Consider the following 26,391-nt stretch of genomic DNA (forward strand, 5'->3'; position numbering starts at 1 on the left):
GCTCGCTCCTTTCCTCCATTTTTTAAATCCGTATCAAACGGACTTTTTGTGAACGGATAAATCGACTGTTTAATAAAACCTTTAGGATACGATGCTTTATGTACACCGGTACCTGCAGGCTAAACTCCGACCTGTGGGTCAGGAGGGCGCAAGCAACATTGGCATTTGCCTGGCATTTCCGTGCCAGTTAAGCTACGCCTCTTTGTTAAAGAAAACCGCGAACCCTACTTAAATAGATCCATCTAAAGCGTCGATTTAGTACAATCCCCAATCACCATCCCTCTTGCAATCTACTCAAACATCCCCTCTTTCAATTTCGCAAAGCTCCCTGCCAAAAAGAATCTCATTCATTAATGAGTATAATAAAATCCTGTGTGTGTCTTTATAGTGATTGAGCGGATAGCGCCGATCATTACACTAAGTCATAAACCTAAAATTTAAGAACTATGAGTTTTTTTACCAAAAAAAGTATTCGGCAAGGTGCCTTTTAGTTTTTTTGCTGCTGGTAGGCATGGGCTATCATGCTGCGGCGCAAAGCCGCCAAATCAGCGGTACTGTCACAGATTCAACCTCCAGGGAACCCCTGCCTGGTGTAACTGTGCAGGTTATTGGCACTACCAATGGCATTCAAACTGATGTAAACGGCAAGTACAAACTAACCGTTAACCCCGGAGCAAAGTTATCTTTCGCTTTTGTGGGCTATAACACGCGTAAAGTGACCATTGGCGATGAGCCTGTTATCAACATTCAGTTATCAGGCAAAAGAAGCGATCTGGAAGAGGTTGTAGTGGTTGCTTACGGTACACAAAAGAAACCATCAGTGGTAGGCGCTATTGCCACAGTTAGTGCAAAAGTATTTGAAGACCGCGGGCCAACCAATAACCCTATTGCCAATTTGCAGGGCCAGGTTCCGGGCATGGTGGTAACCAGGAGCTCGGCGCAACCGGGTCGCGAAAACTGGAACTTCCAGATCCGCGGTGCAACCTCCGTTAACGGACAGGATCCCTTGGTCATTTTGGATGGGGTTGCCCTTAACAATAACAACGAGCTAAACTCTATCAATCCAAATGATATCGACAATATCTCAGTTTTGAAGGATGGCTCGGCTTCAATATATGGTGCCCGTGCAGCTTATGGTGTTGTACTGATCACTACCAAAAAAGGTAAAGCGGGTAAAATGGTGATCCAGTATGACCCTTCTGTGTCTGAGAAATTTTTAGGTCTTCAGCCTAAAATGACAAATATTGACCAATGGGCAAATGGCCTGCTTCAGGCCCGAACAAATGATAATTATGGAGTAGCGCCAACAACCGACCTTTGGTACCAACTGGCCAACTTCGCGCTGGCCAATAAAGGCACGGTGGTACTGGCATCACAGATTCCCGGAAACACCACCGGAAGTATCACTGCAAATTCGTTTTATAACGGCTTGCCTGTGCCGGCATTCCTCGATGTAAAGGAACTTGACTTTATTGATGTATCACTACAACAGTACATATGGGGGAGGGCTACTTCAACACAACACAATTTTTCGGTATCAGGCGGAACAGAAAAAAACACTTATCGTGTTTCGTTAGGGTATTTAAACGACGGCAGCCAGCTCCGGATTGGCAATAACGGTAATCAACGCTATAATCTCAGACTTAATAACGGTTACAGATTCAGCGATAAAGTGCAACTGGAAACCAATATTTCGCTTGAGCAAAATAATATTCAACAGCCAACCATGTATACTTCGGGGAGTTACAGTGCGCTCGGAAACGGATTTCAGATCGGTTTGCCTATGTTCACGCAATCTGGCCGGCCATATCAGTGGGGGTGTAACAAGCCCCGCGGGCCTATTAAGGGATGGGGGCGACAACCTGGAAAACAATAGCCGGGCACTGTTAAACTCAACGCTTACCTATAATTTCATGAAGCACCTTACCTTTACCGGAACCGCGGGATATAACGTTTGGTGGCAGGATGACCGCGTACAAACCAAAACCGTTCGCCTTTATTCATATGATGATAAATACCTGACCGGCACTACCGCGCCGGCAGGTGGTACTTCGGGAGGGAGCCAAAACTATTTCCGTGCTAATATCAATGATAAATATTATAACCTCATTGGCCGCGTAACCTATACCAATACCTTTAACCGAGTACATGATGTATCGTTAATGATCGGCAGCTCCTACGAAAGGGATGAGTATGATATGTTTAATACACGTACCTACAATTTGGGCAGCGATGATGTGCCTTCTTTAAATTTGGGGCTGAGCAGTTCGTTGGCCGGTTTTGTAACCAACGACGAACAGCGCAACCACTACGCCCTGGGTTCATACTTTGCAAGAGCTACCTACGCGTATAAAGGCAAATATCTGTTTGAAGGAACCGGCAGGTATGATGGTTCTTCAAAATTTATTGCAGATAAACGCTGGAAACCATTTTACAGCCTCATGGGCGGCTGGCGCTTAGGCGAAGAAAGCTTCATAAAAAAACAAATATTTTTAGCGAGTTAAAGCTACGGGCCTCTTACGCTACGTCGGGCAGCCAGGGTGGCATCGGCCTTTATGATTACCTGCAATCGCTTAATGTCGGCAATAGCAATACCCTTTTAGGTTCAGCACTCGCAACCGCTACTACAACCACCGGAAACCTGGTTTCGCTCAACAGGACATGGGAAACTGTTATAAAACGGAACATTGGTATTGATTTCGGTTTGCTGAACGGTCGCTTAAACGGAACTTTTGAAGTGTTCCGTAATCAGAATAAAAACATGCTGGTGAGTGTTACCTATCCGGCTGTTTTGGGCATTGGAGCGCCCCAGTCAAATAACGGCGACCTGAAAACCTGGGGATGGGAAGGACAATTAACCTGGCGAGACCACGTTGGGCAGGTAACATACAGTATTTCGGGTAATATTACCAACAGCCAAAACAAATTGGTATATTTTAACGGCGTTCCGGCATTAGGTGCAGGTTATAACGCTACTGTTGAGGGGTATCCGCTTGGATCATATTTCGGCCTTAAATACGGAGGCCGTTTCCAGACACAGGCACAGGTTGATACCTATAACTCCACCTATTATGCCCCCGGCGGAGTGATTAATACTATTGGCATCCCTGTAGCCACCCCTTTAACCAACCTGCCGGGCCAAAACTCAGGCTTACGTCCGGGAGATAATTATTTTGTTGATGTTAACGGCGATGGTAAACTTACTACAGGTACATCGGCAAAAGATATGGGCGACCTTGTTTATTTAGGCAGCGACATTCCGCGCTATACTTTTGGTTTGACATTAAGCCTGCAATGGAAAGGTTTTGATTTCACAAGCATTTTTCAAGGGGTAGGTAAACGGACAATATTCAGGGCCAATGGTAGTGCAAATAACTGGCGCGTACCTTTTGCCGCCGTTTATCAGGCGCAAACCACCCAATGGGTCGGTAAAACCTGGACCCCTGAAAATACGAATGCCTATTACCCTAACCTGCATAGCAATGGAATTAATGGTTACAATTACCAGATTTCAAGCTGGTCTGTTGAAAACGGCGCTTATGTACGCCTGAAAAACCTTGTTATCGGTTATACCTTACCAAAATCGTTAACAGAGCGCACCAAAGCTATCAGCCGTTTAAGGTTTTACATTTCGGGAAGCGACCTGTGGGAATACAGCAAAATTCATGATGGCTGGGATCCTGAAATAACCAGGACCACCGCAGGCAATGAGCGTTATCCATTTTACAGGTATGTAACCGTAGGCGCAAACATCACTTTTTAATTGAAATGATTATGAAAAATATTTACCGGAGGATCTTCAGTATCCTTTCAATAATTATTGTTACAGGCTTGTTCGCCTGCAACAAGTCACTTAACCTTAAACCACAGGACCAGCTATCGGATGCGGCATATTTTAAGTCGGCCAGTGATTTTAAAACATTTGCCAACCAATATTATGGTTATCTCCGTAATTTCAACAATTCGTTTGCAGATAACCCTCATTATGACGGGCGTGCCGATGTATTTGGCGGAGGTGGCGTTTATGGCGCCGGTATCAATACAGTACCAGCAAGTGATTCGTACTGGAATAATAATTACTCCCGGATCAGGAATTGCAATTATTTACTTGAAAAGGCCGCCACTTTCCCCGACCAGGCCAGCATCAGCCAGTTTGTTGCCGAAGCCAAATTTTTCAGGGCTTACTGCTACTTTGAATTACTACAATTGTATGGCGGGGTTCCGCTGATCACCAAAACGCTGAACCTTGATTCGCCCGAACTATATGGCACCAGGGCATCACGCGATCAGGTAGCTGATTTGATTGTTGCCGATCTGGAAGCGGCCATACCAAATCTGCCTGCATCCATCTTAGCCAATTCTGCAGATTTTGGCCGGGTGAGCCAACCTGCCGCGCAGGCGTTTTTAGGAAGGGTTGCACTTTATGAAGGCACATGGCAAAAATTCAGAAACGGCGATGCAACCCGTTATAATATGCTGCTCGACAAATCGGCCGCGGCTTCTAACGCGGTGATAACCAGCAATCAATTTGCACTTTTTGGTACAGCAGCTTCAAATGCCCTGGGTGGTAACAGTACCATATTGGGTGATTCTGCACAGAAATACCTTTTCATCCTCGAAAATCCAAAATCAAACCCGGCTTCAGTTACCAAAACTGCTAATCATGAGTACCTTTTATCGTACCGTTATGATGATGTGAGCAAAACAATCGGAACAAATATCAGCAGGCAGGGAACGCAGATTGGGCCTCAGCATAAATACGTGAACGCATTTTTATGCCAGGATGGATTGCCTATTGAGAAATCGCCCCTGTTCCAGGGTTTTGAAAGTTACGGATCGGAATTTATAAACCGCGATAATCGTTTAAAGTATACCATTCAGGTTAACAATATGTACTACTGGTACGGTAACGCCAATTACCGGGTAACCTGGCTAAATGACGCCGCTGATATTGCTTTATCTATGGGAAAAGTTGTTAAGATTGGCGGTTATACCAATCAAAAATGGGTAACCGAACGCAACTGCCCAGATACAAAAGAATCTGAAGATTACCCGGTGATCCGCTATGCCGAAGTACTGCTAAACTATGCTGAAGCGGTTTATGAACGTGACGGTGCCATAACAGATGCCGATCTCAACAAATCGCTCAACCTGGTACGTCTGCGTGTTAATAAAAATATGCCGCCATTAACAAATGGTTTCGCAGGTGCAAACGGATTGGATCTGCGTACGGAGATCAGGAGGGAACGCTTTATTGAACTTTATTATGAAAACTTCAGGTTTGACGATATTAAGCGCTGGCATAGTGCCGCTACCGACCTGGTTAGCAACACCGGCGGTACAGCTTATGGAAACATCAGTGCTTTTGTAAGCCCATGGCCGGTAGGCATTAAATTTAAAGGTACGCAGGCCGATGTTGGGCCAAACCCTTTAAAGCCTGCTCCTACCAACGCGTTAGATGCTAACGGTCAGCTGATCCTTGACAATACAGCGCGCAATTTTTCGGAAAAAATTATTTATACCCGATTCCGGCACAACAAATTACCCTTAATCCCGCGTTAACACAAAATCCGGGCTGGTAAATTTATTTAAACAATCAAAAGGCTGCCTCAGGGACAGCCTTTTGATTGTTGTGTGTTATCACCCTATAATTACAAACCTGGCCTAAACAGTTGCTCCCATCAAGGCGTTTAAACAAGAAGGTAGTTGTTAATTTGGGCATTGCCAATTTATAGCGGGCATTGCTCTACCTCATCCTGATCAAATAAAATTGATCCAAAGTAGTACTCCTCTTCTTTTTGATGATAAAGGGCAGGCTTAGGTTTTCATGAGGAAAATCCTGAAAGGATTTTATTGTAGTATACCCGATCTCTTTTTGCTTTAACTCAGCTACCGCTTTTTCATCAGCTACTATAATCCGGCTTTTCAGGCTATCGGTTTTTAGGATAGCATCAATATTGGTATAAGTAACGCCGCCTTTGTAGTAAAAATCGAATGTGTTTGATAAAACCGCGGCACTCACTTTTTCCCGTGGATAGTTTTGATTGAGGTATTCGGCGGCCGAAAGATCCCCGCGGTAATCAACAATAATAGGATAAGCTACGGTCACCAGGTAAGCATTCACTAAAACAGACACGGCGCAGGTAAATAAAAATACAGGCTGATAAATTGGTGTTGGCTTTTTATAAATGTAAATGGACAACCCAATAAACCCTGCAATCAACAAAACAAATACCGGCCAGCATTCGGGCGCGAAAATAAAATTAAGTACGATAACAGCAACCAATAAAAACGATGTGATAATGTATTGAGTTATCTTGAAAAACTTTAACCCGGCGCCAGCTTTTAATGAACTAATAAAAACCGCCGTAATTATAGCAAAAAATGGGAACAGGATATTAGTGTAAAAAGGCAGCTGAAATTTGGAAGCTGAAAAGATCAGCAACATTAATACGCTTCCCGAGATACACAGATACTCGGGCTGGGTTATACCTTTAATCATTTTCCTGACGGTAGCATAAAGTGCATAGAACAGGAGAATAGCCCATGGCGCGAAAGCCCACAGCAGGGTATGAACAAAAAATAGTTTGTCGCCGTGTGTATTAGTAATGTAACCGTTATTGTTAAAACGCCCGAACTGGCTGTCCCACAAAAACCAGTGGATGCCTGAAATCCCGGTGCGACCGAAAATAACTTTTTCGGGGTGAAGGTCAAACTGGGTATATACCGAATAAATTTCGGGTAAAGTAAATATCACCACCAATATAAACGAGAACAGCCATTTCCAATGGAACACGCCTTTGATATTTCCCTTAAATAAATAATCGCCAATGATAGCCGCTCCAATCGGGATGAGCAGATAGATGCCTTTAGTCATCACTGCGCAGGCAGTAAATATGCATGCCAGCAGCACATCGGCCATGCTGAACCGTTCTTTTACCTTATAAAAGTGATAAACAGCGCCCATGAGCAAGCCCATAATATAAGGCTCGGCACGTACATCCGTATTTGACATTACGCTGTGCAGCGCGGTAAGCAGGATCAGGATAGCGATAATAGCCGTTTCATCGCCATAAAACTTTTTGGCAAGCTTGTAAGTGTACGCCACCGACATGAAAAAAACAGCAGGGCGGGCAATTTATAAGCAAAAGTATTGATGCCGAAAATCTTAAAACTGATAGCGATAATCCAGAAGGGGAAATGCGGCTTATCGAGCCAGTCGGCACCGTGATACATCAGATCGGTAAAGTTATTGCTTTGTGCCATGCTCCGGGCCAGGGCCGAATACAAAGCCCCATCATCAGTAAAGAATTTGATGCCGATACCGGCTACATTAAGCACGATAGCTAATAACAGCACAATAAAATAAGGCCGTTTTTGCGATGAAAAAATTGAAGCTGCTGTACTCTCCACTAAAAATATTTATGCCCAAAAATAGCTGAATTTTAATTATTCCAGGGCAGGTATTTGGGTTGATCACGATTGATGAGTTCGGGCCTGGCCAAATTTAATTTTCGACCATTCAAAACCTGTTCATATAAGGTTAAATATGCTGCAGCCATCTTGCCGATATTAAAATTATCGACAGCATATTGATGGCAATATTGTTTATTAAAACTTTCAACGTTTTTAAGTCCGGCGGCTAATTCAGATTTACTGACCGAAAGCAAGCCAACTTCAGCGGGCACCAGTTCGGGCAACGATCCGTAAGGTGTACCAAAAACCGGGCAGCCAAAATACAGGCTTTCAACAATAGCAATTCCGAATGGCTCATGCCACAGCACCGGAAAAAGCAGCGCCTTTGAACCGTTCATCACTGCCGATTTCGCTTCATCACCAACCATTCCCTTAAAACGCACATTTAAGTTGGATGTAAAGCGTAATCCCATTTTCAGGTTAAGCCGGGTACCTCCAAGTACAACCAGCTTATTACCGCTCATGGTAGCTACATCGATAGCCCCTTTTACATTTTTAACGCGCCAGGCTGCTTTAGCCAGAAAATGGGTATGGATACGCTTATTACCGAGTATAGATGTTTGATAATCAGCCGTATCTATGGCATTGTGTACAAACACCGCTGAGCCATGACGCTGAGCGTGATTGGCCGACACAAATACCGAGTTAACATCTAATTGCACACCACCAGGGTTATTATGAACAGTTACGATATAAGGCTTTTTAGTAAAACCACTCACCTGAAACTGGAAGTGTACCACGTCAATATCATCGGGCACCTGCTGGTTTATATCAACAGCCGGATCGTAGATCAGCACCCTCGCAAACGGACAAGTTGAACCCGCTCCTACCAAATAGGTAATCTTATGCCCTAACCTATTCAGCTCACGGCCAAGCCACCAGATAATGCGTTCGGTACCGCCATATTTAGTTGCCGGGATTGGGGTGTTGTTTACGATGAGGATATTCATAAATGTTGGAGGCAAAGATAAGGTTTGAGGGCGATAGTTATAGCAACTTAACGGCTGTTAACTCTTTGATGTAAATGACTATATTTATATCAATAATTTAAACCGTTCACAAATGCGTATTTCAAGCAAGTTATTACTTATCAGCTCTGTTTTTTTATTAGGATGTGGCGTTATTTCTGATCATTCGGCGAATAATGAGCTTACTTATAAAGACACAGCCGCTAACTTCCAACCTATTGTAACTGACTTTAACAATCCCGTACTTTTAGACAGTTCGCAAAATGTGCTATTTCCGTTGGCAAATCCAACTGATGACGATAGAATGAGTTTCAAATCGAGCGAACAGGTATCTTATTGGAATATTGCATTTTATAATTCGTTAAGCAAAAAATATCATTTACTCGATAACCGTAAAATGATAATTCTCCAATACGAAGATCAGAAAGAGTTGAGTTCGGGTACAGATGTATATTCATCAGAAGCGCATGATCCTAACCCAGCACAAGGCTTGAATATTGATGGGAAGTTGATTTGTTATTCGGTAATAATTGAGGATTTTAACAAAGATCAAAAACTCACCTATGCTGATCCGAAATATCTTTTCACATCCGACGATGCCGGAAATAACTTCAAACAGATTTCGCCTACAAGCCTCAATGTTGTTAGCTGGCAACGTGTTGCTAAAACAAATAAGCTGCTTATTGAAGTTCAATCGGATAGTAATAACGACAAGCTATTTAACAACAAAGATCACATGGTACCATACGTGTATGACCTCAAAAAAGGCGGACCTGCCGAACCTGTTTTTAGTAAGGAGTTTAATCAAGCTGTCGATAAGCTTTTTAAAGAGCAATGGCCCGATGCAAAAAAATAATCTTTTTACAGCATCTTACTTCCTGAACCATTTCCTATTCGCAACCAATAACCCAAACTCTTCCGATGGATATTTCTCCGTCGATTTATGATGGATTTTATGTGCCCGGCGGATGCCGGCCAAGTAGCGATTATCACTTTTGAATGCTTTGAAACGGTTATGGATAAACCAGTCGTGGAAAATAAAATAAATGATACCATAGATGCTGATACCAGTACCAATCCAAAGCCGGTAGTCCAGAGTTAAATGCCCTATCCATATCAGCCATAAAGCAAAACCAGCGAAGCCAATGCTGAACAGGTCGTTCAGTTCAAACCAGCCATGCCTTTGTTGGTGATGCGTTTTGTGAATAAACCATAATGGCCCGTGGAAAAGGTATTTGTGCAGGGCCCAGGAGAGCAGTTCCATGAACGCAATGGTTAATAACACAATTCCGATATTGATTAATGTCTGCATCTGTACATAAAACAAAAGCAGGAACATAAAGTTGTTCCTGCTTTTATAAAATTAAAAATCCGAAATCGAAAATCCCAATTCCGAAATTATTAAATATGTATCGCCCTGTTTTCAGTAGCGGCTAAACATGCTTCGCGCATCGCTTCAGTGTAGGTTGGGTGGGCGTGGCTCATGCGCGAAATATCTTCGGCACTCGCGCGGTACTCCATTGCCACAACTGCTTCGGCTATCATATCGGCAGCACGCGGACCAATCATGTGTACACCTAAAATTTCGTCGGTAGTGGCATCAGCCAATACTTTTACAAAACCATCCAGGTCGCCGCTGGCACGGGCACGGCCGCTGGCTTTGAACGGGAACGAACCGGTTTTGTATTTAACACCGGCTGCTTTCAGTTGCTCTTCTGTTTGACCAACAGCGGCAACTTCTGGCCAGGTATAAACTACACCCGGAATCAGGTTGTAATCAATATGCGGTTTTTGGCCGGCAATAATTTCGGCAACCAGCGTACCTTCATCTTCAGCTTTGTGAGCAAGCATGGCACCTTTAATTACATCGCCAATGGCATAAACACCTTTAACTTTGGTTTCCAGGTGCTCATCAACCGTAATTTTACGACCGCGTTCCTCAACGGTAATACCGATATTCTCTAAACCTAAGCCATCGGTGTAAGCTATACGACCAACAGCTACCAGGCAATAATCGCCTTTCAGTTCTTTCTTTTCGCCTTTAGGGGTATCAAAGCTAACGGTTACTTCTTTACCTTTTACGGCAGCGCCGGTAACTTTGTGCCCCAGGTAAAACTCCATACCCAGTTTAGTTAATACTTTTTGCAGCTCACGGCCCAGGCCCTTATCCATAGTTGGGATAATGCCGTCCATAAATTCAATTACAGATACTTTGGCGCCTAAACGGGCATAAACCGAACCCAGCTCCAAACCGATAACGCCACCACCAATCAACACCAGGTGTTTTGGCACTTCGCTCAGGCTCAATGCTTCGGTTGATGTAATAATGCGTTTTTTATCGATAGGCAAAAATGGCAATGCCGATGGTTTTGAACCAGTAGCGATGATCACGTTTTTGCCGGTAATTTCGATAACAGTACCATCGTTCTTTTTAACAGTGATGGTGTTTTTATCTTTAAATGATCCTACGCCAAAGTGAGTGTCAATCTTATTTTTCTTCATCAGGTAGCTGATGCCGCTGGTGTTAGCATCAACAACTTCCTGCTTGCGTTTAATCATCTGTCCAAAATCTATCGAAAGATCTTTAAGGTTGATGCCATGGGTTTTAAAAGCATGGGCAGCATTGTGGTAATGTTCAGACGAGATCCAACAGTGCCTTTGACGGGATACAGCCTACATTAAGACAGGTACCGCCAAGGGTATTATACTTTTCAACAATTGCGGTTTTTAAACCAAGCTGGGCACAGCGGATAGCGGCTACATAACCGCCAGGGCCCGAACCTATAACTATAACATCATATTGCATAGTAGTGTGTATTTTATGGTGGGCAAAGTTAAGGATTTTAAAGTTGCTTTTGAGAGATTAGTGATTGGAGATTAGAGGTTAGCATTTATTTTCTGAACCATGATTTTAGGGATTTAATCCCGGTTCAGACAAAAATCCGAAATCGAACATCCGAAATCCGACATAAAATTTACCCCATACCAACCGCATTTTATCCCATTTTGTAACAGAGTTAATGATAAATCGGTTTATCGTTAACTCTTTATTAAATTTAACCCAATTTAACACGACTGATCTCATGAAGAAAATTAACTTACTTTTTGTGCTGGTATTATTATATACCGGCGTTAATGCTCAAAGCAACTATGTAAAGGAGCATTTTACCAAAAAAGATGTGTACATCACCATGCGCGATGGTGTAAAACTGTTCACCTCTATTTATACCCCAAAGGATGCTTCATCGCAAAATAAGTACCCGATGATGATGATGCGTACCTGCTACAGCATCGCCCCTTACGGCGAGGATAAATATCCTCAAAGGCTTGGCCCGTCTGAAATTATGATGAAAGAAGGTTATATTTTTGTTTATCAGGACGTACGCGGCCGTTGGAAAAGTGAAGGCAGCTGGACCAACATGACACCGGTTATCGATAACAAGAAAAGCAAAAAAGATGTTGACGAAGGTTCTGACACCTATGATACTACCGATTGGCTGGTTAAAAACGTAGCCAACAACAATGGCAAGGTTGGCCAGTATGGTATCTCCTACCCGGGCTTTTATACTGCTGCGGGCATCCTGTCAAACCACCCGGCACTTAAGGCATCATCGCCGCAAGCCCCTATTTCCGATTTCTTTTTTGACGATTTTCATCACAACGGCGCTTTCATTGAGGGGTACTTTTTCACCTTCCCGGTATTTGGTGTTCAAAAAACTGATACAACCAGCAAAGCCTGGTACTCCATGCTTAAACCCGATAGCAAAGACGGTTACCAGTATTTATTAGATCTTGGCCCGCTTAAAAATGCCGATAAATTTTATCATGATAACTTCTTTTGGCAGGAATCTATTAACCACCCTAACTACGATGAGTTTTGGCAAAAGCGCGGCCTGCTAAAACATTACGGCAAAGTAAAACCTGCTGTAATGCTGGTTGGCGGCTGGTTTGATGCCGAAGACTTAACCGGCCCGCTGGCTATTTATAAAACCATCAACAAAACCGATCCAAACGCTTACAATACTATCGTGATGGGACCATTCGGTCATGGCCGCTGGTCGCGCGAAACAGGGCATACCATGCATAGCAATGTTTACTTTGGCGATAGCATTGCTACCTTCTATCAAAAAAATATCGAAGCCAAATTCTTCAACCACTTCCTGAAAGGCAATGGAGATAAAAATTCCGGCTTGCCAAATGCTTACATGTTTAATACCGGCAAAAAGGAATGGGCAACATTTGATAAATGGCCTGCCGCCAATGCCGTGCATGAAAAAATGTTTTTGGGTGCCGATGGTAAGCTTGTAAATACCCAACCTGCAACTCAGGGCTCTGTATCATACATCAGCGATCCGCTTAAACCGGTTCCTTATACCGAAGATAACACCACTACCATGGGCTTTACCCCTCATAATTATATGAGCGAGGACCAGCGTTTTGCAGGTCGCCGTCCGGATGTGTTGGTTTACCAAAGCGAGATATTAAATGATGATGTTACCCTTGGGGGCGAGATCATGGCACACCTGAAAATTGCTACAACAGGCACCGATGCCGATTTTGTTGTTAAACTGATTGACGTATATCCGGCCGATGAACCGAACAACCCGTATATGCCAAACAAAAACATCATCCTGAGTAATTACTGGCAAATGGTACGTTCGGAAGTAATGCCGGCACGTTTCCGCAATAGTTTTGAAAAGCCGGAGGCCTTGGTGGCTAATCAAAAAACCGATGTAAATTTCCGCCTGCAGGATGTATTGCACACCTTTAAAAAGGTCACCGTATCATGATCCAGGTACAAAGCACCTGGTTCCCGATAGTAGCACGCAATCCTCAAAAATTTGTGGAAAACCCATATAAAGCTGATGAAAGCGATTACATCAAAGCAACCGAAACGGTTTATAATAATAGCTATATTGATGTGCAGGTGTTGAAGTAGTTATTTAGAGATTAGAGGTTGGAGGTCAGAGATTAGTTTTTTCTCCTATTTCATTTCCGTAGGGAGCAATTTTATACGCGCGAAGAGTAGGCTTGAAAAGCAACTTTACAGGGCGTATAAGATTTCTCTTCCGCGCCACCGCATGAGGCTCCCGCTGCTTCATCGAAATGACATGCGTTAAAAAAACTTTAACTTGGCTATCATGGATACCTTTTAACCTGACACAATTTAAGTACATGAAAATAAAACAACTATATTTTGCAACCCTGACTTTATTAAGTGCTGCAACATTCACTCAACCAGCGGGGGCCCAGCTCCTGAAGGAAAAAGAGCAATTCACCCATGCCGATTCATTGCGTGGAATGCTTACGCCTTTGCGTACCTGTTATGATATCAATTACTATCACCTTGACGTTAAGATTGATATCGATAAAAAGTTTATCAGCGGCAGCAATCAGTTTAAATTCACCGCCACACAGGATTTCAATAAACTCCAGTTCGACCTGTTTGCTAACCTTAACATTGCTAAAGTTGTTTATAAGGGGAAAGAACTTGCCTATACCCGCGATGGCAACGCCGTATTCCTCAACTTTCCGCAAACCATAAGTAAAGACAGCAAAGATGAGTTTACCGTTTACTATTCCGGTAACCCAACTATAGCTAAAAACGCCCCCTGGGATGGCGGACTGGTATTTAAAAAAGATTCATTAGGCAAACCCTTTGTAGCAACCGCCTGCGAAGGGATTGGTGCCAGCATCTGGTGGCCCAATAAAGATCAGCTGGCCGATGAGGTGGACAGCATGATGATCAGCATCAGTGTGCCAAAAGGTTTGAAAGATGTATCCAACGGTCGCCTGCGCAAGGTGACGCAGCTTAAGGATGGCTATACCCGGTTCGACTGGTTTGTGGCCAACCCGATCAACAATTACGATGTTGCTGCCAACATTGCCGATTATACTCATTTTGAAGACACCTACATGGGCGAAAAAGGCAAGCTTACGCTTGATTATTGGGTTTTGCCAACTAGTCTGGAAAAAGCAAAAAAACAATTTGCCGCCAATGTTAAGCCTATGTTGAAAGCCTTCGAGCACTGGTTTGGCCCTTACCCTTTTTATGAAGATGGCTATAAACTGGTTGAAACCCCGCACCTGGGCATGGAACACCAGGGAGCAGTAGCCTATGGCAATCACTTCATGAATGGCTATATGGGCTATGATTTATCGGGTACAGGCTGGGGCAGCAAATGGGATTATATCATCGTGCACGAAAGCGGGCACGAATGGTTTGGCAATAACATAACCGATAAAGACCTTGCCGATATGTGGGTCCACGAAAGCTTTACCTGTTATTCCGAATCACTTTTTGTGGAGGATAACTGGGGTAAAAAAGCCGGACAGGAATATAACTACGGTTTAAGGCTCACCATTAATAATGACGGTCCTATAGTTGGCGTTTACAATGTAAACAAAGAAGGCTCGGGCGATATGTACTCCAAAGGCGCTGTTTTCCTGAACATGATCCGCACTGTTATTAATGATGATGAAAAATGGCGCGGCATCCTGCGCGGGCTTAACAAAACTTTTTATCATAAAACAGTTACCTATGACGATGTGGTGGGCTTCATCAACCAACAATCGGGCATGAACCTTTCGCCTATTTTTGAGCAATACCTGCATTACCGCAACCTTCCGGTGCTTGAATTTACCAGCCATGAAAACAAGCTTTACTGCCGCTGGATAGCCGAAGCCAAAGATTTCAATATGCCCATCAGGGTACGTGTAAAGGGCGGCGAATACAAATTCATCACCCCAACAAAACAAATGAGCCCGGTTGAAATTGCAGGTGCTACTAAAGATAATATCGAAATTGATTATTTAAACTACTACGTGGGTGCGCTCATGGATTAACCCTCAACATACATGAAAAATAAGTTCTTAAATATTTTTGCAGTCGCTTTAGGTCTTACCGTAGCTGGCATAACGCCAACTCAGGCACAGTTAGGCACCAACAGGCAAACATTTACCCGCGCCGATTCGCTCAGAGGGAGCTTAACACCGCTGCGTACCTGTTATGATATTAACTACTATCACCTGGATGTGAAGTTTGATATCGATAAAAAATTCATCAGCGGCAGCAACCTGTTCAAATTCACGGCTACTCAAAATTTCACCAAACTTCAGTTTGATCTGTTTGCCAATTTAAAAGTAGAGAAAGTGGTGTATGAGGGCGCCGAAATTCCCTTTACACGCGAGTTTAATGCGGTGTTTGTTACCTTCCCTAAAACCATAAAAAAAGGCAGTAAGGACGAGTTTATTGTTTATTATTCCGGTAACCCAACTATTGCAAAACGTGCGCCATGGGATGGCGGCGTGGTTTACACTACCGACTCATTAGGCAAACCGTGGGTGGCAACTGCCTGCCAGGGTATCGGCGCCAGTATTTGGTGGCCTACAAAAGATCATCAATACGATGAGGTAGACAGCGCCCTGATCAGTATCAGCGCACCTAATGGTTTAAAAGATGTATCCAACGGCAGATTACGCAAAGTAACCGACTTAAATAACGGCTATACCCGCTTCGATTGGTTTGTGGCTAACCCTATCAACAATTATGACATAGAAGCCAACATTGGAGACTATGTCCACTTTGAAGGTGCTTACCAGGGCGAAAAAGGCCCGTTAACGCTGGACTACTGGCCATTAAGTTATAATGTTGACAAAGCCAAAAAACAATGGGAGCTTGATGCGCCGCGAATGCTTAAATCGTTCGAATACTGGTTTGGCCCCTATCCTTTTTATGAAGACGGCTATAAACTGGTTGAAACGCCACACCTCGGCATGGAACACCAAAGCGGCACAGCTTATGGCAACCATTACAAAAACGGTTATCTCGGTCGCGACCTTTCAGGTACCGGCTGGGGCCTAAAATGGGATTTCATCGTGGTACACGAAAGCGGTCACGAATGGTTTGGCAATAACATTACCTCAAAAGATGTTGCCGATATGTGGATCCACGAAAGTTTTACTAACTATTCCGAATCGCTGTTCATTGAAACCTATTACGGTAAACAAGCCGGGCAGGAATACGTGAACGGAACTCGTAAAAATATCCGTAATGACAAACCAATTGTAGGGCCGTATGGTGTAAACATGGAAGGTTCAGGTGATATGTATTATAAAGGTGGCAACCTGTTAAACATGGTGCGCACCATTATCAATAATGATGACAAATGGCGCAGCATCCTCCGCGGGCTTAACAAAACCTTCTACCATAAAACCGTTACCTATGACGATATTGTAGGCTATATCTGCAAACAGGCAGGCATGAACCTTGCTCCCGTATTTGACCAGTACCTGCATTATAAAGACATCCCAACCCTCCAGTTTGTAACTAAAGACGGCAAGCTTTATACCAAGTGGATTGCCAATGCCGAAGGTTTCAACATGCCGGTAAAGGTGCGTGTAAAAGGCGGCGGTTATATATTTATTAAACCAACCACACAGTTTACCCCTGTAAAAATTGACGGTATTACGAAGGACAATGTGGAGGTGGATACTTTCAATTACTATATTAAGGTTGATTGAGTGAGTGGTTCATTGGGTGAGTAGTTGATTCCTACCCATAACAAAAAACGGGGGGCATGCTGAGCCCGTCGAAGCATGGTGAATAGGGCCTCTGCGCACGAGTCTTCGACAGGCTCAGACTGACACGCCCACTTTGTTACTACTCCTTCAAAGACATTTACTCAGGATGAGAAATTGTAGAGTTCAGACTTGCGAAGTTTTAAAATACTTCGTAAGTCTTTTTTGTTTAATAAGGTGAAAAACTTCCCCCTCCCAAAACAACCACTCACCCAATCAACCTAATCAACTACTCACTAAAAAAATCAAATCCCGTGCAACTTTCCTCCCACTGCCGGCGTCTAATTGGAAAACGAAACTAAAACAACCGTCATGAAATCGATTTCAAAAATATTATTGGCAGCCGTGTTGGCAGCAGGAACTACAGGTTACGCCTCGGCAAAAACAGTAAACCCAATTGTTAAACACGCCGACCAAACCACGCAAGACCGTCATTTATCAGGCTTCAGCGCTATTGACCTGGCAGGCTCTTTTGATGTCTACTTTACACAGGGCTCAAACGAATCGGTAAAAGTTGAAGCACCTTCGGATGTTATCGACAAGATCATTACCGAAGTGCAGGGCGGGGTATTGAAGATTTACAGTAAAAAAGGTACCAACTGGGATAACTGGAGCTTTGGCCGCAGCCGTAAAATGATTGTACATGTGGTAGCTAAAGATATGACCAGCATTAACGTTGCCGGTTCGGGCGATGTTTATTTTAAAGACGGCATCAGCACTACCTCATTAAAATTAAAAGTTGTTGGCTCGGGCGATATGCTGGGCAAAGTGAATGCTAAAAAACCTGGATAGCAGCATTTCGGGCTCTGGTGATATGAAACTTTCGGGCCGTGCCGATAATTCAAGAGTAAATGTTGTAGGCTCGGGCGATTTTACCGCCCGCGATTTGATCACCATTAATACCGAGGTACACATAGCAGGTTCAGGCGACGCTACCATCAATGCCAGCAGTAAAATTGATGCATCGGTAAGCGGCTCAGGCGATGTGCATTATACCGGCGGTGCTAAAAATATTTCAAGCTCAAAAGCAGGGAGCGGAGATATCGAGAGGATATAGAAACTCAGCGAAATCCTCTCCAAAGGAGCCGCCTTAACTATTTAGAAGCGTCATTGCGAATTAATAAAGCAATCACCAATTAGCAGGTTCGCCCTGTAAAGTTCGCGATTGCTTTATTAATTCGCAATGCCGTTTGGAAGGACCTTCAACTACTCCAACCCTATTTTCTCATTCACCAGTTCAATGATCTCCGCCTCCAGCGCAATCGCTTTCCGCTCAATTTCATTACCGCGGTAAATAACGTCAACTACATAGCTCTTATCCTTATAGCCCGAAGCATTGATCTTTACGTTCATAAATGCGCCCAATACCGCGCTACGGGCACAAAGAGCGGCTACGCCGGCATCAGTTATGGAATTGGGGTTGCCGCTTAGCGCCATTGCTTTTATTACTTCCATGCTACCTAAAGCTGCGTCCATTACTTTAAAAGGAATTTCAATAGCATAACGGGTAGCATCCTGTATTGCTTTATCACGGGCTGCTTTTTCCTCATTGTTTGATTTGGGCAGGGAGAATGCTTGCATGATTTGGTTAAAGGCTATTGTATCCTGGTCAACTAATGCTAAAAGTTCGTTTTTAAACTGCTGTCCTTTTTGCGCCCAGTCGCTAAATTCCCGCCAGCGGCTGTCCCAACCCTTTTTATGTGAGCTTAGGTTAGCCACCATGGTAGCCAGCGAGGCTCCCAAAGCGCCAACAGCGGCTGAGATCGAACCACCACCAGGTGCCGGGCTTTCGCTCGCGGTTTCATCGGCTAAATCGGCAAGGCTCATGTTAATGAGCTTGCTGCCTGCTTTATCTTTCAGTAAATATTCAATAATGCGTTCTTCAGGCTTGAAAGGTGAAAGTTCATCAAGTCCCATTGATTTAATGGCTATCCTGATCAGTTCTTTTTCGCTTACTCCTGTAGAGCGTTGCTGCTTCTCCAAAAATATTTACCCGCATCAAGCATCGCCTTCAAGGGGATCAAGCCCACCAGCTCACTGCCTGTTACCCTGATACCGCGTGCAGCAGCTTTATCACACACTTCATCAAAAGCCTTATGCACCGGGGTAATATTAATATTGGTCAAATTCATCGAAATCTGGGCAACACCGTATTCCTCAATATACCAGCCGATAGCTTTTACCGCCTTTAATGAACCGGGGATGGTTTTGGCTTTGCCGGTTCTCGTCGTATACTATTTTACCATTGATCGGATCTCCTTCGCGCAGGGTGCGGCCAGCCTCACGTACATCAAAAGCAATAGAATTTGCCCTGCGGACAGAGGTAGTATTCAGGTTAACATTATAAGCCACCAAAAAATCACGGGCACCAATCACAGTAGCCCCACGTTTAACATCATTCTCCGCGGGACCGAAATCGGGTGCCCATTCCGGTTGTTTGATCTTCTTAAAAAAGCCTTCATATTCACCGGCACGTATCACCGATAGGTTGCTCCGGCTTTTGTTAGGCTGCGCAGCCTCATACAAATAAACCGGGATCTGTAATTCCTCCCCCACGCGCTTGGCAAGCCGCGTTGCATATTCGGCAGTTTCCTCCATGGTGATATTACTAATGGGTATCAGCGGACAAACATCTGTTGCGCCCATCCTTGGGTGCTCGCCTTTTTGTTTGCTCATATCAATCACCTCGCCCGCTTTTTTATGGCGCGATAAGCTGCTTCAATCACTTTTTCCGGTTCGCCCACAAAAGTTACCACGGTTCGGTTAGTGGCCTTTCCCGGATCAACATTGAGTAATCTTACCCCCTCAACAGATTCAACTGCATCTGTTATCTGTTTAATGATATCGAGGTTAACACCTTCGCTAAAATTGGGTACGCATTCTATTAATTTGGTCATTGGTTCATTAGTTCAATGGTTCATTGGTAGCTAAGCAAATCGTAATATCTGCTTAATCGTTATTTTCTGCCGTCCAAACTTGGGCCGGTTTTAGTTTTCCCTGGTGATATAATATCTCGCGGTAATCGTTACATGGGTAGGCTTGCATATCGGCAAGCTTGCCTTTAGTTAATACACCGCGATCATTTAACTTTAATGCCTGTGCCGCGCGATAGGTTAAACCGGCGAAAACTTCGGCCGTGCTTAACTTCTCTGCCGCCGCCATTACCGACGCCTGCATCAGCAGATCGCCCATTGGGGCCGAGCCGGGGTTCCAGTCGCTGGCGATGGCGAGGCTGGCTGCGGCATCAAGCAGTTTCCGGGCAGGGGCATATCCCATTCCCAAGCCTAACGAGGCGCCGGGCAAAGTTACAGCAACAGTATCTGAATTAGCCAATAATTTTATCTCATAATCTCCACTGGCCTCCAGATGATCGGCCGAAGCAGCTCTGGCTTTAACAGCAACCTCGCTGCCTCCGGTTGTAAACTGATCGGCATGAACAGTAGCCTCAAAACCCATTTGTTTAGCCCTGCTTAAATAAAACAATGCATCACTGGTATTGAAAGCGCTTTGCTCAATAAAAATGTCAACACGGTTAGCCAAATCCTGTTGCTTTATCTTCGGCAACAGATCATTTAACAAATATTTCAGGTATTCATTTCCTTCACCATCAAAATCTTTCGGTTTAATGTGCGCAGCGAGGCAGGTTGGCACAATATGAGCACGAGTTTTGTTAGCAGCCTGATGGATAACTTTTAGCTGTTTGAGTTCTTCCGTTACCGACAAACCATAACCGCTTTTAATTTCAATAGTTGTTACACCTTCTGCCAAATGACGGGCTATCCGTTTCGCCAGTAAATTGCTTAATTCAGTTTCTGTAGCCAAACGGGTTTGAGTTACCGAATCCCAGATCCCGCCCCCCGATGCGGCAATTTCCAAATAACTTTTGCCAGAATTGCGCATGGCATAATCCTTAGCCCTGCTACCAGCAAAACAAAGATGCGTATGGCAATCCACAAACCCGGGCAGTAATACATGATCGCCGGTAATTTCTTCTATTTGTGCCGATGGATAGTTTGTGCGGAGTTTTTCAAAATCATCAACAGCAAGTATCAGCCCATCTTCAATTAACACACCCCCATTGGCAATTATGTGCAATTGCTCATCTTTCAGGGCACCTTTAATCGGCAAGCCTGTTAAAGGCAGTATTTGTGTAAATGGACCTGTTAGTTTTTTCATCGTTCTATCTTAGATCGGGGGTTGCTTCGTATCTACCCATGACATTATAAAAATCAAGGTCATGCTGAACTTGTTTCAGCACCCCACTCGCTAAGCGGCCATACTAAGCAAAGCGGCCACCTGTCCTATGGGATGCCGAAATAAATTCGGCATGACGGTAGGCATATGTTATCTTCCTTCAAAGGCCGCGGATTTTAATTACTCGTAATGACCTTTTTACATATTATGCTTTACCACACTTTACGTTCCCTCAGGGTCTCTCGCAGAGGACCCTGAGGATTATCGCGTTCTAAGTATCTATCAGGCCGACAGCGAATCTGCGTGGCGTATAACGTTATCACTTGCTTTACCACACTTTCAACCCAAACTTATCCGCCCACTCCACAGCCTTATCATATCCGGCATCAGTATGTCTAAAGATACCCATGGCCGGGTCATTATACAGCACCCTTTTTAAACAGGTTGCTGCGCGATGACTGCCGTCGGCCAGTACTACCATACCGGCGTGCTGGGAGTAACCCATACCTACCCCGCCGCCATGGTGGAACGAGATCCAGGTTGCACCACCTGAGGCATTCGCCATTAGGTTGAGCAGTGGCCAGTCGGATACCGCGTCCGAGCCATCTAACATGGCTTCTGTTTCGCGGTTGGGCGATGCTACTGAACCGCAGTCCAGGTGGTCACGACCAATTACTATCGGGCCTTTTACTTTACCGGAGGCCACCAGTTCATTAAATATCAGCCCGGCTTTTTCACGCTCACCCATGCCCAGCCAGCAAATGCGGGCAGGCAATCCTTGAAAAGCAATTTTCTCTCTTGCCTTTTTAAGCCAGGTAATTAATGGCTTATTTTCGGGGAAAGCTTCGATTAACGCCTGGTCGGTAGTATAAATATCTTCTGGGTCACCGGATAGTGCTACCCACCTGAACGGCCCTTTCCCTTCGCAAAACAGCGGACGGATATAAGCCGGCGTAAAACCCGGAAAATTAAAAGCATCGGCTTCACCTCCCTGCCGGGCAAACTCACGCAGGTTGTTACCATAATCAAAAGTTACCGCACCTCTTTTTTGCAGTGCCAGCATCAAACCTACATGCCTTGCCATACTTTTCAGCGAACGCCGTTTGTACTCCATTGCATCATCTTTTCTTAATGCAGCAGCCTCGTTTAATGACAAATCATTAGGAATATACCCATTTAAAGGGTCATGTGCCGAAGTTTGATCAGTAAGTATATCAGGAACGATATTATCTTTCAATAACTTTTCAAGCAAATCACCGGCATCGCTCACTAATCCTACCGAAAGTGTTACTTTTTTGGCGATAGCTTCTTTTATCCAGGAGATGGCTTCATCATATGATGAAGTCATCCTGTCAATATATTTCGTATCAACCCGTTTTTGAATCCGTGACACATCTACATCGGCACCTAAAAACACGGCACCCGCCATAGTTGCCGCCAACGGCTGAGCACCGCCCATACCACCTAAACCGGCACTTACAATGAGTTTGCCTGTCAGGTCGCCATTAAAATGCTGATTACCGCATTCCACAAAAGTTTCATAGGTGCCCTGTAAAATGCCCTGTGTGCCTATGTAGATCCAGCTGCCGGCGGTCATCTGCCCGTACATCATCAACCCTTTTTCGCGCAGCTCATTAAAATGCTCCCAGTTGGCCCAGGCAGGTACCAGGTTACTGTTGGCAATCAAAACCCTTGGTGCTTCGGGGTGGCTACGGATAATCCCTACAGGCTTGCCCGACTGGATCAGCAACGAGTGATATTCTGTCCAATTTCAGCAGCAACTCAATAATTTTGCGGAGCGCCTCCGGGTTACGCGCGGCCTGACCGATACCTCCGTAAACCACTAACTCATCAGGATTTTCGGCTACCTGACCATCGAGGTTATTAAGCAGCATCCTGAGCGGAGCCTCGGTTTGCCAGCTTTTGGCATGAAGCTGCGTACCACGCGGTGCTTTGTACACCGGATGATTAGCGTAGGTTTTAATAAATTCCGAACTCGTCATGACTTAAATCTATTTGGTGAGCAATAGCAGCTTCAACTGCAGTTTTCAGCAGGGAGCCATCCGTAATAAGTTTGTGAAGACTGTTAATATCAACAGCAAAAACGCGGTCATCCTGTATAAAAGCCACATGCTGTCTTACCAGCTGATGGCAAGCTTCAATAACCGGCGTCGATTTTAGCGGCCTGCGGAAATCCATAGCCTGTGCCGCGTAAAGCAGTTCAATAGCCTGAATGTATTCAATATTATCTATCACCTGGTGCAGCTTGCGCCCGCTTATGGAACCCATGGATACATGGTCCTCCTGCCCAAGTGAGGTTGGCACACTATCGGCACTGGCGGGGAAACACAGGGTTTTATTTTCGGTAACGAGGGCGGCAGTAGTATACTGCGGAATCATCAAGCCCGAATTAAGCCCGGCATCATGCGTAAGCAGTTTGGGCAAACCGTAACGACCTTCGCTCATCAGGTAGCAGCGCCTGTCGGCAATGTTACCAATTTCGGCTGCTGCTGTGGTTGCATAATCAAGCGGCAGAGCAAGTGGCTGTCCATGAAAATTGCCCCCGCTAATGGTATCATCGGCATTAAAAATAACCGGGTTATCGGTAACCGAATTGAGTTCGATTTCCGTAAGCTCTTTCAGGTGCAGCCATGCATTGCGTGAAGCACCATGTACCTGCGGCATACAACGCAACGAATATGGATCCTGTACCCTATCACAATTGATGTGCGACGAATTGATTTCCGATCCGTCAAGCAAAGTAAACAGCCGATGGGCTACCATCCTTGTACCTTTAAAAGGCCTGATCTGGTGCAGCCGCTCATCAAAAGGACGGATAGAGCCCATCAATCCCTCTAATGACATGGCACCGATGAGGTCGGCACGGTTCAGGGTGTCATCCAGTCGTTGTACAGCTTTAACCGCAAAAGCCAGGATAAACTGTGTACCATTGATAAGGGCCAGGCCTTCTTTGGGGCCAAGGGATAACGGCTGTAAACCGTGCTTCTTTAAAAGTTCTCCGGCCGGTATCCTCCCGCCATTCTCAAATACCTCTCCTAAACCAATCAATGGTAAAAACAGGTGGGACAAAGGAGCCAGGTCACCGGAAGCACCTACAGAGCCTTTTTCCGGAACCACCGGGATAATATCATTATCGATATGCCAAATGATCCGCTGAAGCGTTGCAAGCGCAATACCCGAATAGCCTTGTGCCAAAGCCTGCACTTTAGTAATCATCATGAGTTTGGCAATTTCCTGCGGGATGGGTTTCCCGACACCTACGCTATGACTTTTGAGGATATTACTTTGCAGCAAACTGGTGTCTTCCTCCGAGATCCGGGTATCGCACAGTGGGCCAAAGCCGGTGTTAATGCCATAAACCGGGTGATGGCTATGCACAATCTTTTCCACCTCGCGCCATGAAGATTTGATCATATCGGCGGCTTCTTTGTTAATGATGCCTTTGGTTTTGCCTGCTGCTATATCAAGACAAATACCTATTGTAAGATGGTCCGTGCCGTAATTAAATATATCAGTCATTGCCGGCGGGTTTTAAATTGGTATTCAGTTTTTCAACGATGTTATCGGCCAGTTTAGTTTGGCGAAAAGTATTTTCAAGCGCGCTTATGGCCGGCAATAATTGTTTTGCAGTTTCGTCTTTAGCAACAAGGTCGGCCATCGACAGGCTGATAGCATCCCAAACAGGTATGACCTGTTTCAGCAACTCACGCCCTTCGGCAGTAAGGGTAACCAGTTGCCGCCTGCCATCGTCGCTACAGGTATCAGTACTTACAAGTCCCCGTTTTTTCAGGTTAGTGATCAGCTGACTGGCAGCCGGATGTGAAACCTCTATCTGTTCGCTTAATTCTTTGATAGATAAAGCATCATTCTTTGACAGTAAATAAAACACGGGAAACCAGCTGGCATCAAAATCGATACCTGCGGTTTGATAAGCACGATTAATTTCGGCCAAAAAAGCTTCACTCAGCCGCCTCAAACGGCTGCCCAAAACCAGATGCCCGAGGCTTTGATATAAATTCATGATGCAATTTATATAAGTACTTATATAATTGCAAATTTTATTTGGAGCTTGTTAGAATCAGTTAAAAAATTGTGTTCTTTTTAATGTAGAGACGCATAATTGCGTCTACAGTATGCAAGTTAAGGTAGTTAAACACATGCAAAGCTGCTTGTCCTATGGGAGACGCAATTATGCGTCTCTACATGAAAGCTCTCCGCCAAAATTTAAACAACTTCTTAGGAGCGGGAAGGAATCTGCTTGAAACAAAAAAGCTCCCGGTGGTTATCCGGGAGCTTTTCATTTATTACTTAGTGATCAGGTTGTATAACTCATCGAGCTTAGGGGTAAGCACGATCTCTATTCGCCTGTTCTTTGCGCGGGCTTCATCAGTACCACTGGCATCTATCGGCTGAAACTCACTCTTACCTGTTGCAGTGAGCCTGTGCGGGTCAACACCTTCAGTTTCGGTCAGGTAGCGGGTTACCGAGGTAGCGCGTAAAACGCTCAAATCCCAGTTATCTTTGATCTGGCCAAGGTTTTTTACTTTCTTATCATCCGTATGACCTTCAACCGCCATATTGATATCTGGTTCCTTGTTTACCACCACCGCTAATTGCTTCAACGCAGCCTTACCCTTCTCATCAATAATGATACTGCCCGAAGGGAACAATAACTTATCAGCTAATGATACATAAACCTTGCCATTTCTGATATCTACCGTTAAACCGCTTTGCTGAAAGCCTAATAATGCCTTCTGCAATTTATCTTTCAATGCATTAGTAGCCTCATCGCGTTTCTTTAAAATATCTTCTACTTCCTTTAAACGGGCTTCACGTTTTTTCAAATCAGCAGCCAGTCTTGAGGTTTGGGCGGCCAATTCGTTAGCTTTTGATGATGTTGCATCCAGGTTGCTGTTTAATACACTGTTGTTTTTACGCAGATCGGCAAGCTGGTTGTGCAGGCGGGCTGTATCTGCCTGCAGCTGTGCAAGCTCTCCTTCAAGGTTTGTTGTGCGGTTAGCTAAAGAGTCACGTTCGGCAACAAGGCTTTTGTATGCTTTTGGAGACATTACCTTGCATGAGTACATTGTGAAACATACAGCAGCGGCTAAAAATGCATATCTAATTTTCATAGTTATTAAGGGGTTATATC

At 44.5% G+C, this 26,391-nt stretch carries 23 protein-coding genes and 4 pseudogenes; 12 read left to right on the top strand and 15 right to left on the bottom strand.

All coding sequences use genetic code 11. The features are described 5' to 3' along the window. Positions 1-511: 511 nt before the first annotated feature. From ACRQ5D_RS03905 to ACRQ5D_RS03925, 5 genes and pseudogenes are all read left to right on the top strand, one after another. Entirely contained in the window at positions 512-1,876 is a 1,365-nt protein-coding gene (locus ACRQ5D_RS03905) for a carboxypeptidase-like regulatory domain-containing protein (RefSeq protein ID WP_431199117.1), read from the top strand. Positions 1,877-1,913: 37 nt separating this feature from the next. Continuing rightward, positions 1,914-2,504: a hypothetical protein gene (locus tag ACRQ5D_RS03910; protein ID WP_431199118.1), complete on the top strand. Its 591-nt coding sequence runs from the start codon at positions 1,914-1,916 to the stop codon at positions 2,502-2,504. A 200-nt stretch (positions 2,505-2,704) separates the two neighbouring features. Further along, on the top strand, positions 2,705-3,763 hold the full coding sequence (locus ACRQ5D_RS03915; protein WP_431199119.1) for a hypothetical protein: 1,059 nt from the start codon (positions 2,705-2,707) through the stop codon (positions 3,761-3,763). Positions 3,764-3,774: 11 nt separating this feature from the next. Continuing rightward, a pseudogene (locus ACRQ5D_RS03920) lies at positions 3,775-5,343 on the top strand (RagB/SusD family nutrient uptake outer membrane protein); the annotation flags it as partial. Between the two features lie 182 nt (positions 5,344-5,525). After that, on the top strand, positions 5,526-5,582 hold the full coding sequence (locus ACRQ5D_RS03925; protein ID WP_431200943.1) for a hypothetical protein: 57 nt from the start codon (positions 5,526-5,528) through the stop codon (positions 5,580-5,582). 164 nt (positions 5,583-5,746) lie between these two features. On the opposite strand, the gene ACRQ5D_RS03930 is transcribed toward ACRQ5D_RS03925, so the two are convergent. Genes ACRQ5D_RS03930 through ACRQ5D_RS03940 form a run of 3 tightly spaced genes read right to left on the bottom strand, consistent with a single transcriptional unit; the run spans position 5,747 to position 8,426 of the window. After that, a complete protein-coding gene (locus ACRQ5D_RS03930; protein ID WP_432328461.1) occupies positions 5,747-7,114 on the bottom strand; it encodes an ArnT family glycosyltransferase in 1,368 nt (455 codons plus the stop codon). Beyond that, a complete protein-coding gene (locus ACRQ5D_RS03935; RefSeq protein ID WP_431199121.1) occupies positions 7,042-7,413 on the bottom strand; it encodes an ArnT family glycosyltransferase in 372 nt (123 codons plus the stop codon). Before ACRQ5D_RS03935 ends, ACRQ5D_RS03930 begins: the two co-directional genes overlap by 73 nt. A 32-nt stretch (positions 7,414-7,445) precedes the next feature. Next, a complete protein-coding gene (locus ACRQ5D_RS03940) occupies positions 7,446-8,426 on the bottom strand; it encodes a glycosyltransferase (protein ID WP_091165105.1) in 981 nt (326 codons plus the stop codon). Between the two features lie 112 nt (positions 8,427-8,538). Here ACRQ5D_RS03940 and ACRQ5D_RS03945 point away from each other — a divergent pair, with 112 nt between their 5' ends. Then, positions 8,539-9,300, top strand: a complete 762-nt coding sequence (locus tag ACRQ5D_RS03945; protein ID WP_091165101.1) for a hypothetical protein — start codon at positions 8,539-8,541, stop codon at positions 9,298-9,300. A gap of 15 nt (positions 9,301-9,315) precedes the next feature. Here ACRQ5D_RS03945 and ACRQ5D_RS03950 read toward each other — a convergent pair whose 3' ends face one another. Together ACRQ5D_RS03950 and lpdA are read right to left on the bottom strand one after the other, a co-directional pair. Next, positions 9,316-9,756: a sterol desaturase family protein gene (locus ACRQ5D_RS03950; RefSeq protein WP_091166905.1), complete on the bottom strand. Its 441-nt coding sequence runs from the start codon at positions 9,754-9,756 to the stop codon at positions 9,316-9,318. Between the two features lie 89 nt (positions 9,757-9,845). Further along, positions 9,846-11,250: pseudogene (gene lpdA, locus ACRQ5D_RS03955) on the bottom strand (dihydrolipoyl dehydrogenase). Positions 11,251-11,527: 277 nt separating this feature from the next. Here lpdA and ACRQ5D_RS03960 point away from each other — a divergent pair. The 6 genes from ACRQ5D_RS03960 to ACRQ5D_RS03985 all read left to right on the top strand — a co-directional run bounded on the left by ACRQ5D_RS03960 (position 11,528) and on the right by ACRQ5D_RS03985 (position 18,081). Continuing rightward, positions 11,528-13,234: a CocE/NonD family hydrolase gene (locus ACRQ5D_RS03960; RefSeq protein ID WP_432328462.1), complete on the top strand. Its 1,707-nt coding sequence runs from the start codon at positions 11,528-11,530 to the stop codon at positions 13,232-13,234. Beyond that, complete coding sequence (locus tag ACRQ5D_RS03965) at positions 13,231-13,383, top strand: hypothetical protein (RefSeq protein WP_432328463.1); 153 nt, start codon at positions 13,231-13,233, stop codon at positions 13,381-13,383. The genes ACRQ5D_RS03960 and ACRQ5D_RS03965 overlap by 4 nt, the downstream gene beginning before the upstream one ends. 236 nt (positions 13,384-13,619) lie before the next feature. Beyond that, positions 13,620-15,290 carry a M1 family metallopeptidase gene (locus tag ACRQ5D_RS03970; protein WP_091165087.1) on the top strand — a complete coding sequence of 557 codons (1,671 nt, stop codon included), beginning with the start codon at positions 13,620-13,622 and terminating at the stop codon, positions 15,288-15,290. Positions 15,291-15,302: 12 nt separating this feature from the next. Continuing rightward, positions 15,303-16,967: a M1 family metallopeptidase gene (locus ACRQ5D_RS03975; RefSeq protein ID WP_091165084.1), complete on the top strand. Its 1,665-nt coding sequence runs from the start codon at positions 15,303-15,305 to the stop codon at positions 16,965-16,967. 369 nt (positions 16,968-17,336) lie between these two features. Then, positions 17,337-17,816: a GIN domain-containing protein gene (locus tag ACRQ5D_RS03980; RefSeq protein ID WP_432328464.1), complete on the top strand. Its 480-nt coding sequence runs from the start codon at positions 17,337-17,339 to the stop codon at positions 17,814-17,816. Continuing rightward, positions 17,797-18,081: a GIN domain-containing protein gene (locus tag ACRQ5D_RS03985; RefSeq protein WP_432328465.1), complete on the top strand. Its 285-nt coding sequence runs from the start codon at positions 17,797-17,799 to the stop codon at positions 18,079-18,081. The genes ACRQ5D_RS03980 and ACRQ5D_RS03985 overlap by 20 nt, the downstream gene beginning before the upstream one ends. A gap of 149 nt (positions 18,082-18,230) precedes the next feature. On the opposite strand, the gene ACRQ5D_RS03990 is transcribed toward ACRQ5D_RS03985, so the two are convergent. From ACRQ5D_RS03990 to ACRQ5D_RS04035, 10 genes and pseudogenes are all read right to left on the bottom strand, one after another. Beyond that, complete coding sequence (locus tag ACRQ5D_RS03990) at positions 18,231-18,941, bottom strand: cyclodeaminase/cyclohydrolase family protein (RefSeq protein WP_431200944.1); 711 nt, start codon at positions 18,939-18,941, stop codon at positions 18,231-18,233. 9 nt (positions 18,942-18,950) lie between these two features. Further along, a pseudogene (locus tag ACRQ5D_RS03995) lies at positions 18,951-19,228 on the bottom strand (hypothetical protein); the annotation flags it as partial. Then, positions 19,182-19,400 (bottom strand): hypothetical protein, encoded by a 219-nt coding sequence (locus tag ACRQ5D_RS04000; RefSeq protein ID WP_432329701.1) that lies wholly within the window; start codon positions 19,398-19,400, stop codon positions 19,182-19,184. The gene ACRQ5D_RS04000 and the pseudogene ACRQ5D_RS03995, both read right to left, overlap by 47 nt. Before the next feature lie 45 nt (positions 19,401-19,445). Further along, a pseudogene (ftcD, locus tag ACRQ5D_RS04005) lies at positions 19,446-19,921 on the bottom strand (glutamate formimidoyltransferase); the annotation flags it as partial. Positions 19,922-19,973: 52 nt separating this feature from the next. Continuing rightward, positions 19,974-21,200: an imidazolonepropionase gene (gene hutI, locus ACRQ5D_RS04010; RefSeq protein WP_091165073.1), complete on the bottom strand. Its 1,227-nt coding sequence runs from the start codon at positions 21,198-21,200 to the stop codon at positions 19,974-19,976. A 346-nt stretch (positions 21,201-21,546) separates the two neighbouring features. Continuing rightward, a complete protein-coding gene (locus ACRQ5D_RS04015; RefSeq protein ID WP_432328466.1) occupies positions 21,547-22,968 on the bottom strand; it encodes a urocanate hydratase in 1,422 nt (473 codons plus the stop codon). Next, a complete protein-coding gene (locus tag ACRQ5D_RS04020; RefSeq protein ID WP_432328467.1) occupies positions 22,928-23,221 on the bottom strand; it encodes a hypothetical protein in 294 nt (97 codons plus the stop codon). The genes ACRQ5D_RS04015 and ACRQ5D_RS04020 overlap by 41 nt, the downstream gene beginning before the upstream one ends. Beyond that, positions 23,199-24,758, bottom strand: coding sequence for a histidine ammonia-lyase (gene hutH, locus ACRQ5D_RS04025; RefSeq protein WP_091165065.1), 1,560 nt, complete (start codon positions 24,756-24,758; stop codon positions 23,199-23,201). Before hutH ends, ACRQ5D_RS04020 begins: the two co-directional genes overlap by 23 nt. Then, positions 24,751-25,260, bottom strand: coding sequence for a MarR family winged helix-turn-helix transcriptional regulator (locus ACRQ5D_RS04030; RefSeq protein WP_091165061.1), 510 nt, complete (start codon positions 25,258-25,260; stop codon positions 24,751-24,753). The genes hutH and ACRQ5D_RS04030 overlap by 8 nt, the downstream gene beginning before the upstream one ends. Positions 25,261-25,543: 283 nt before the next feature. Then, complete coding sequence (locus tag ACRQ5D_RS04035) at positions 25,544-26,371, bottom strand: OmpA family protein (RefSeq protein ID WP_223266291.1); 828 nt, start codon at positions 26,369-26,371, stop codon at positions 25,544-25,546. Positions 26,372-26,391 lie beyond the last annotated feature (20 nt).

Source organism: Mucilaginibacter sp. P25 (assembly GCF_050859465.1).
Taxonomy (GTDB): domain Bacteria; phylum Bacteroidota; class Bacteroidia; order Sphingobacteriales; family Sphingobacteriaceae; genus Mucilaginibacter; species Mucilaginibacter gossypii.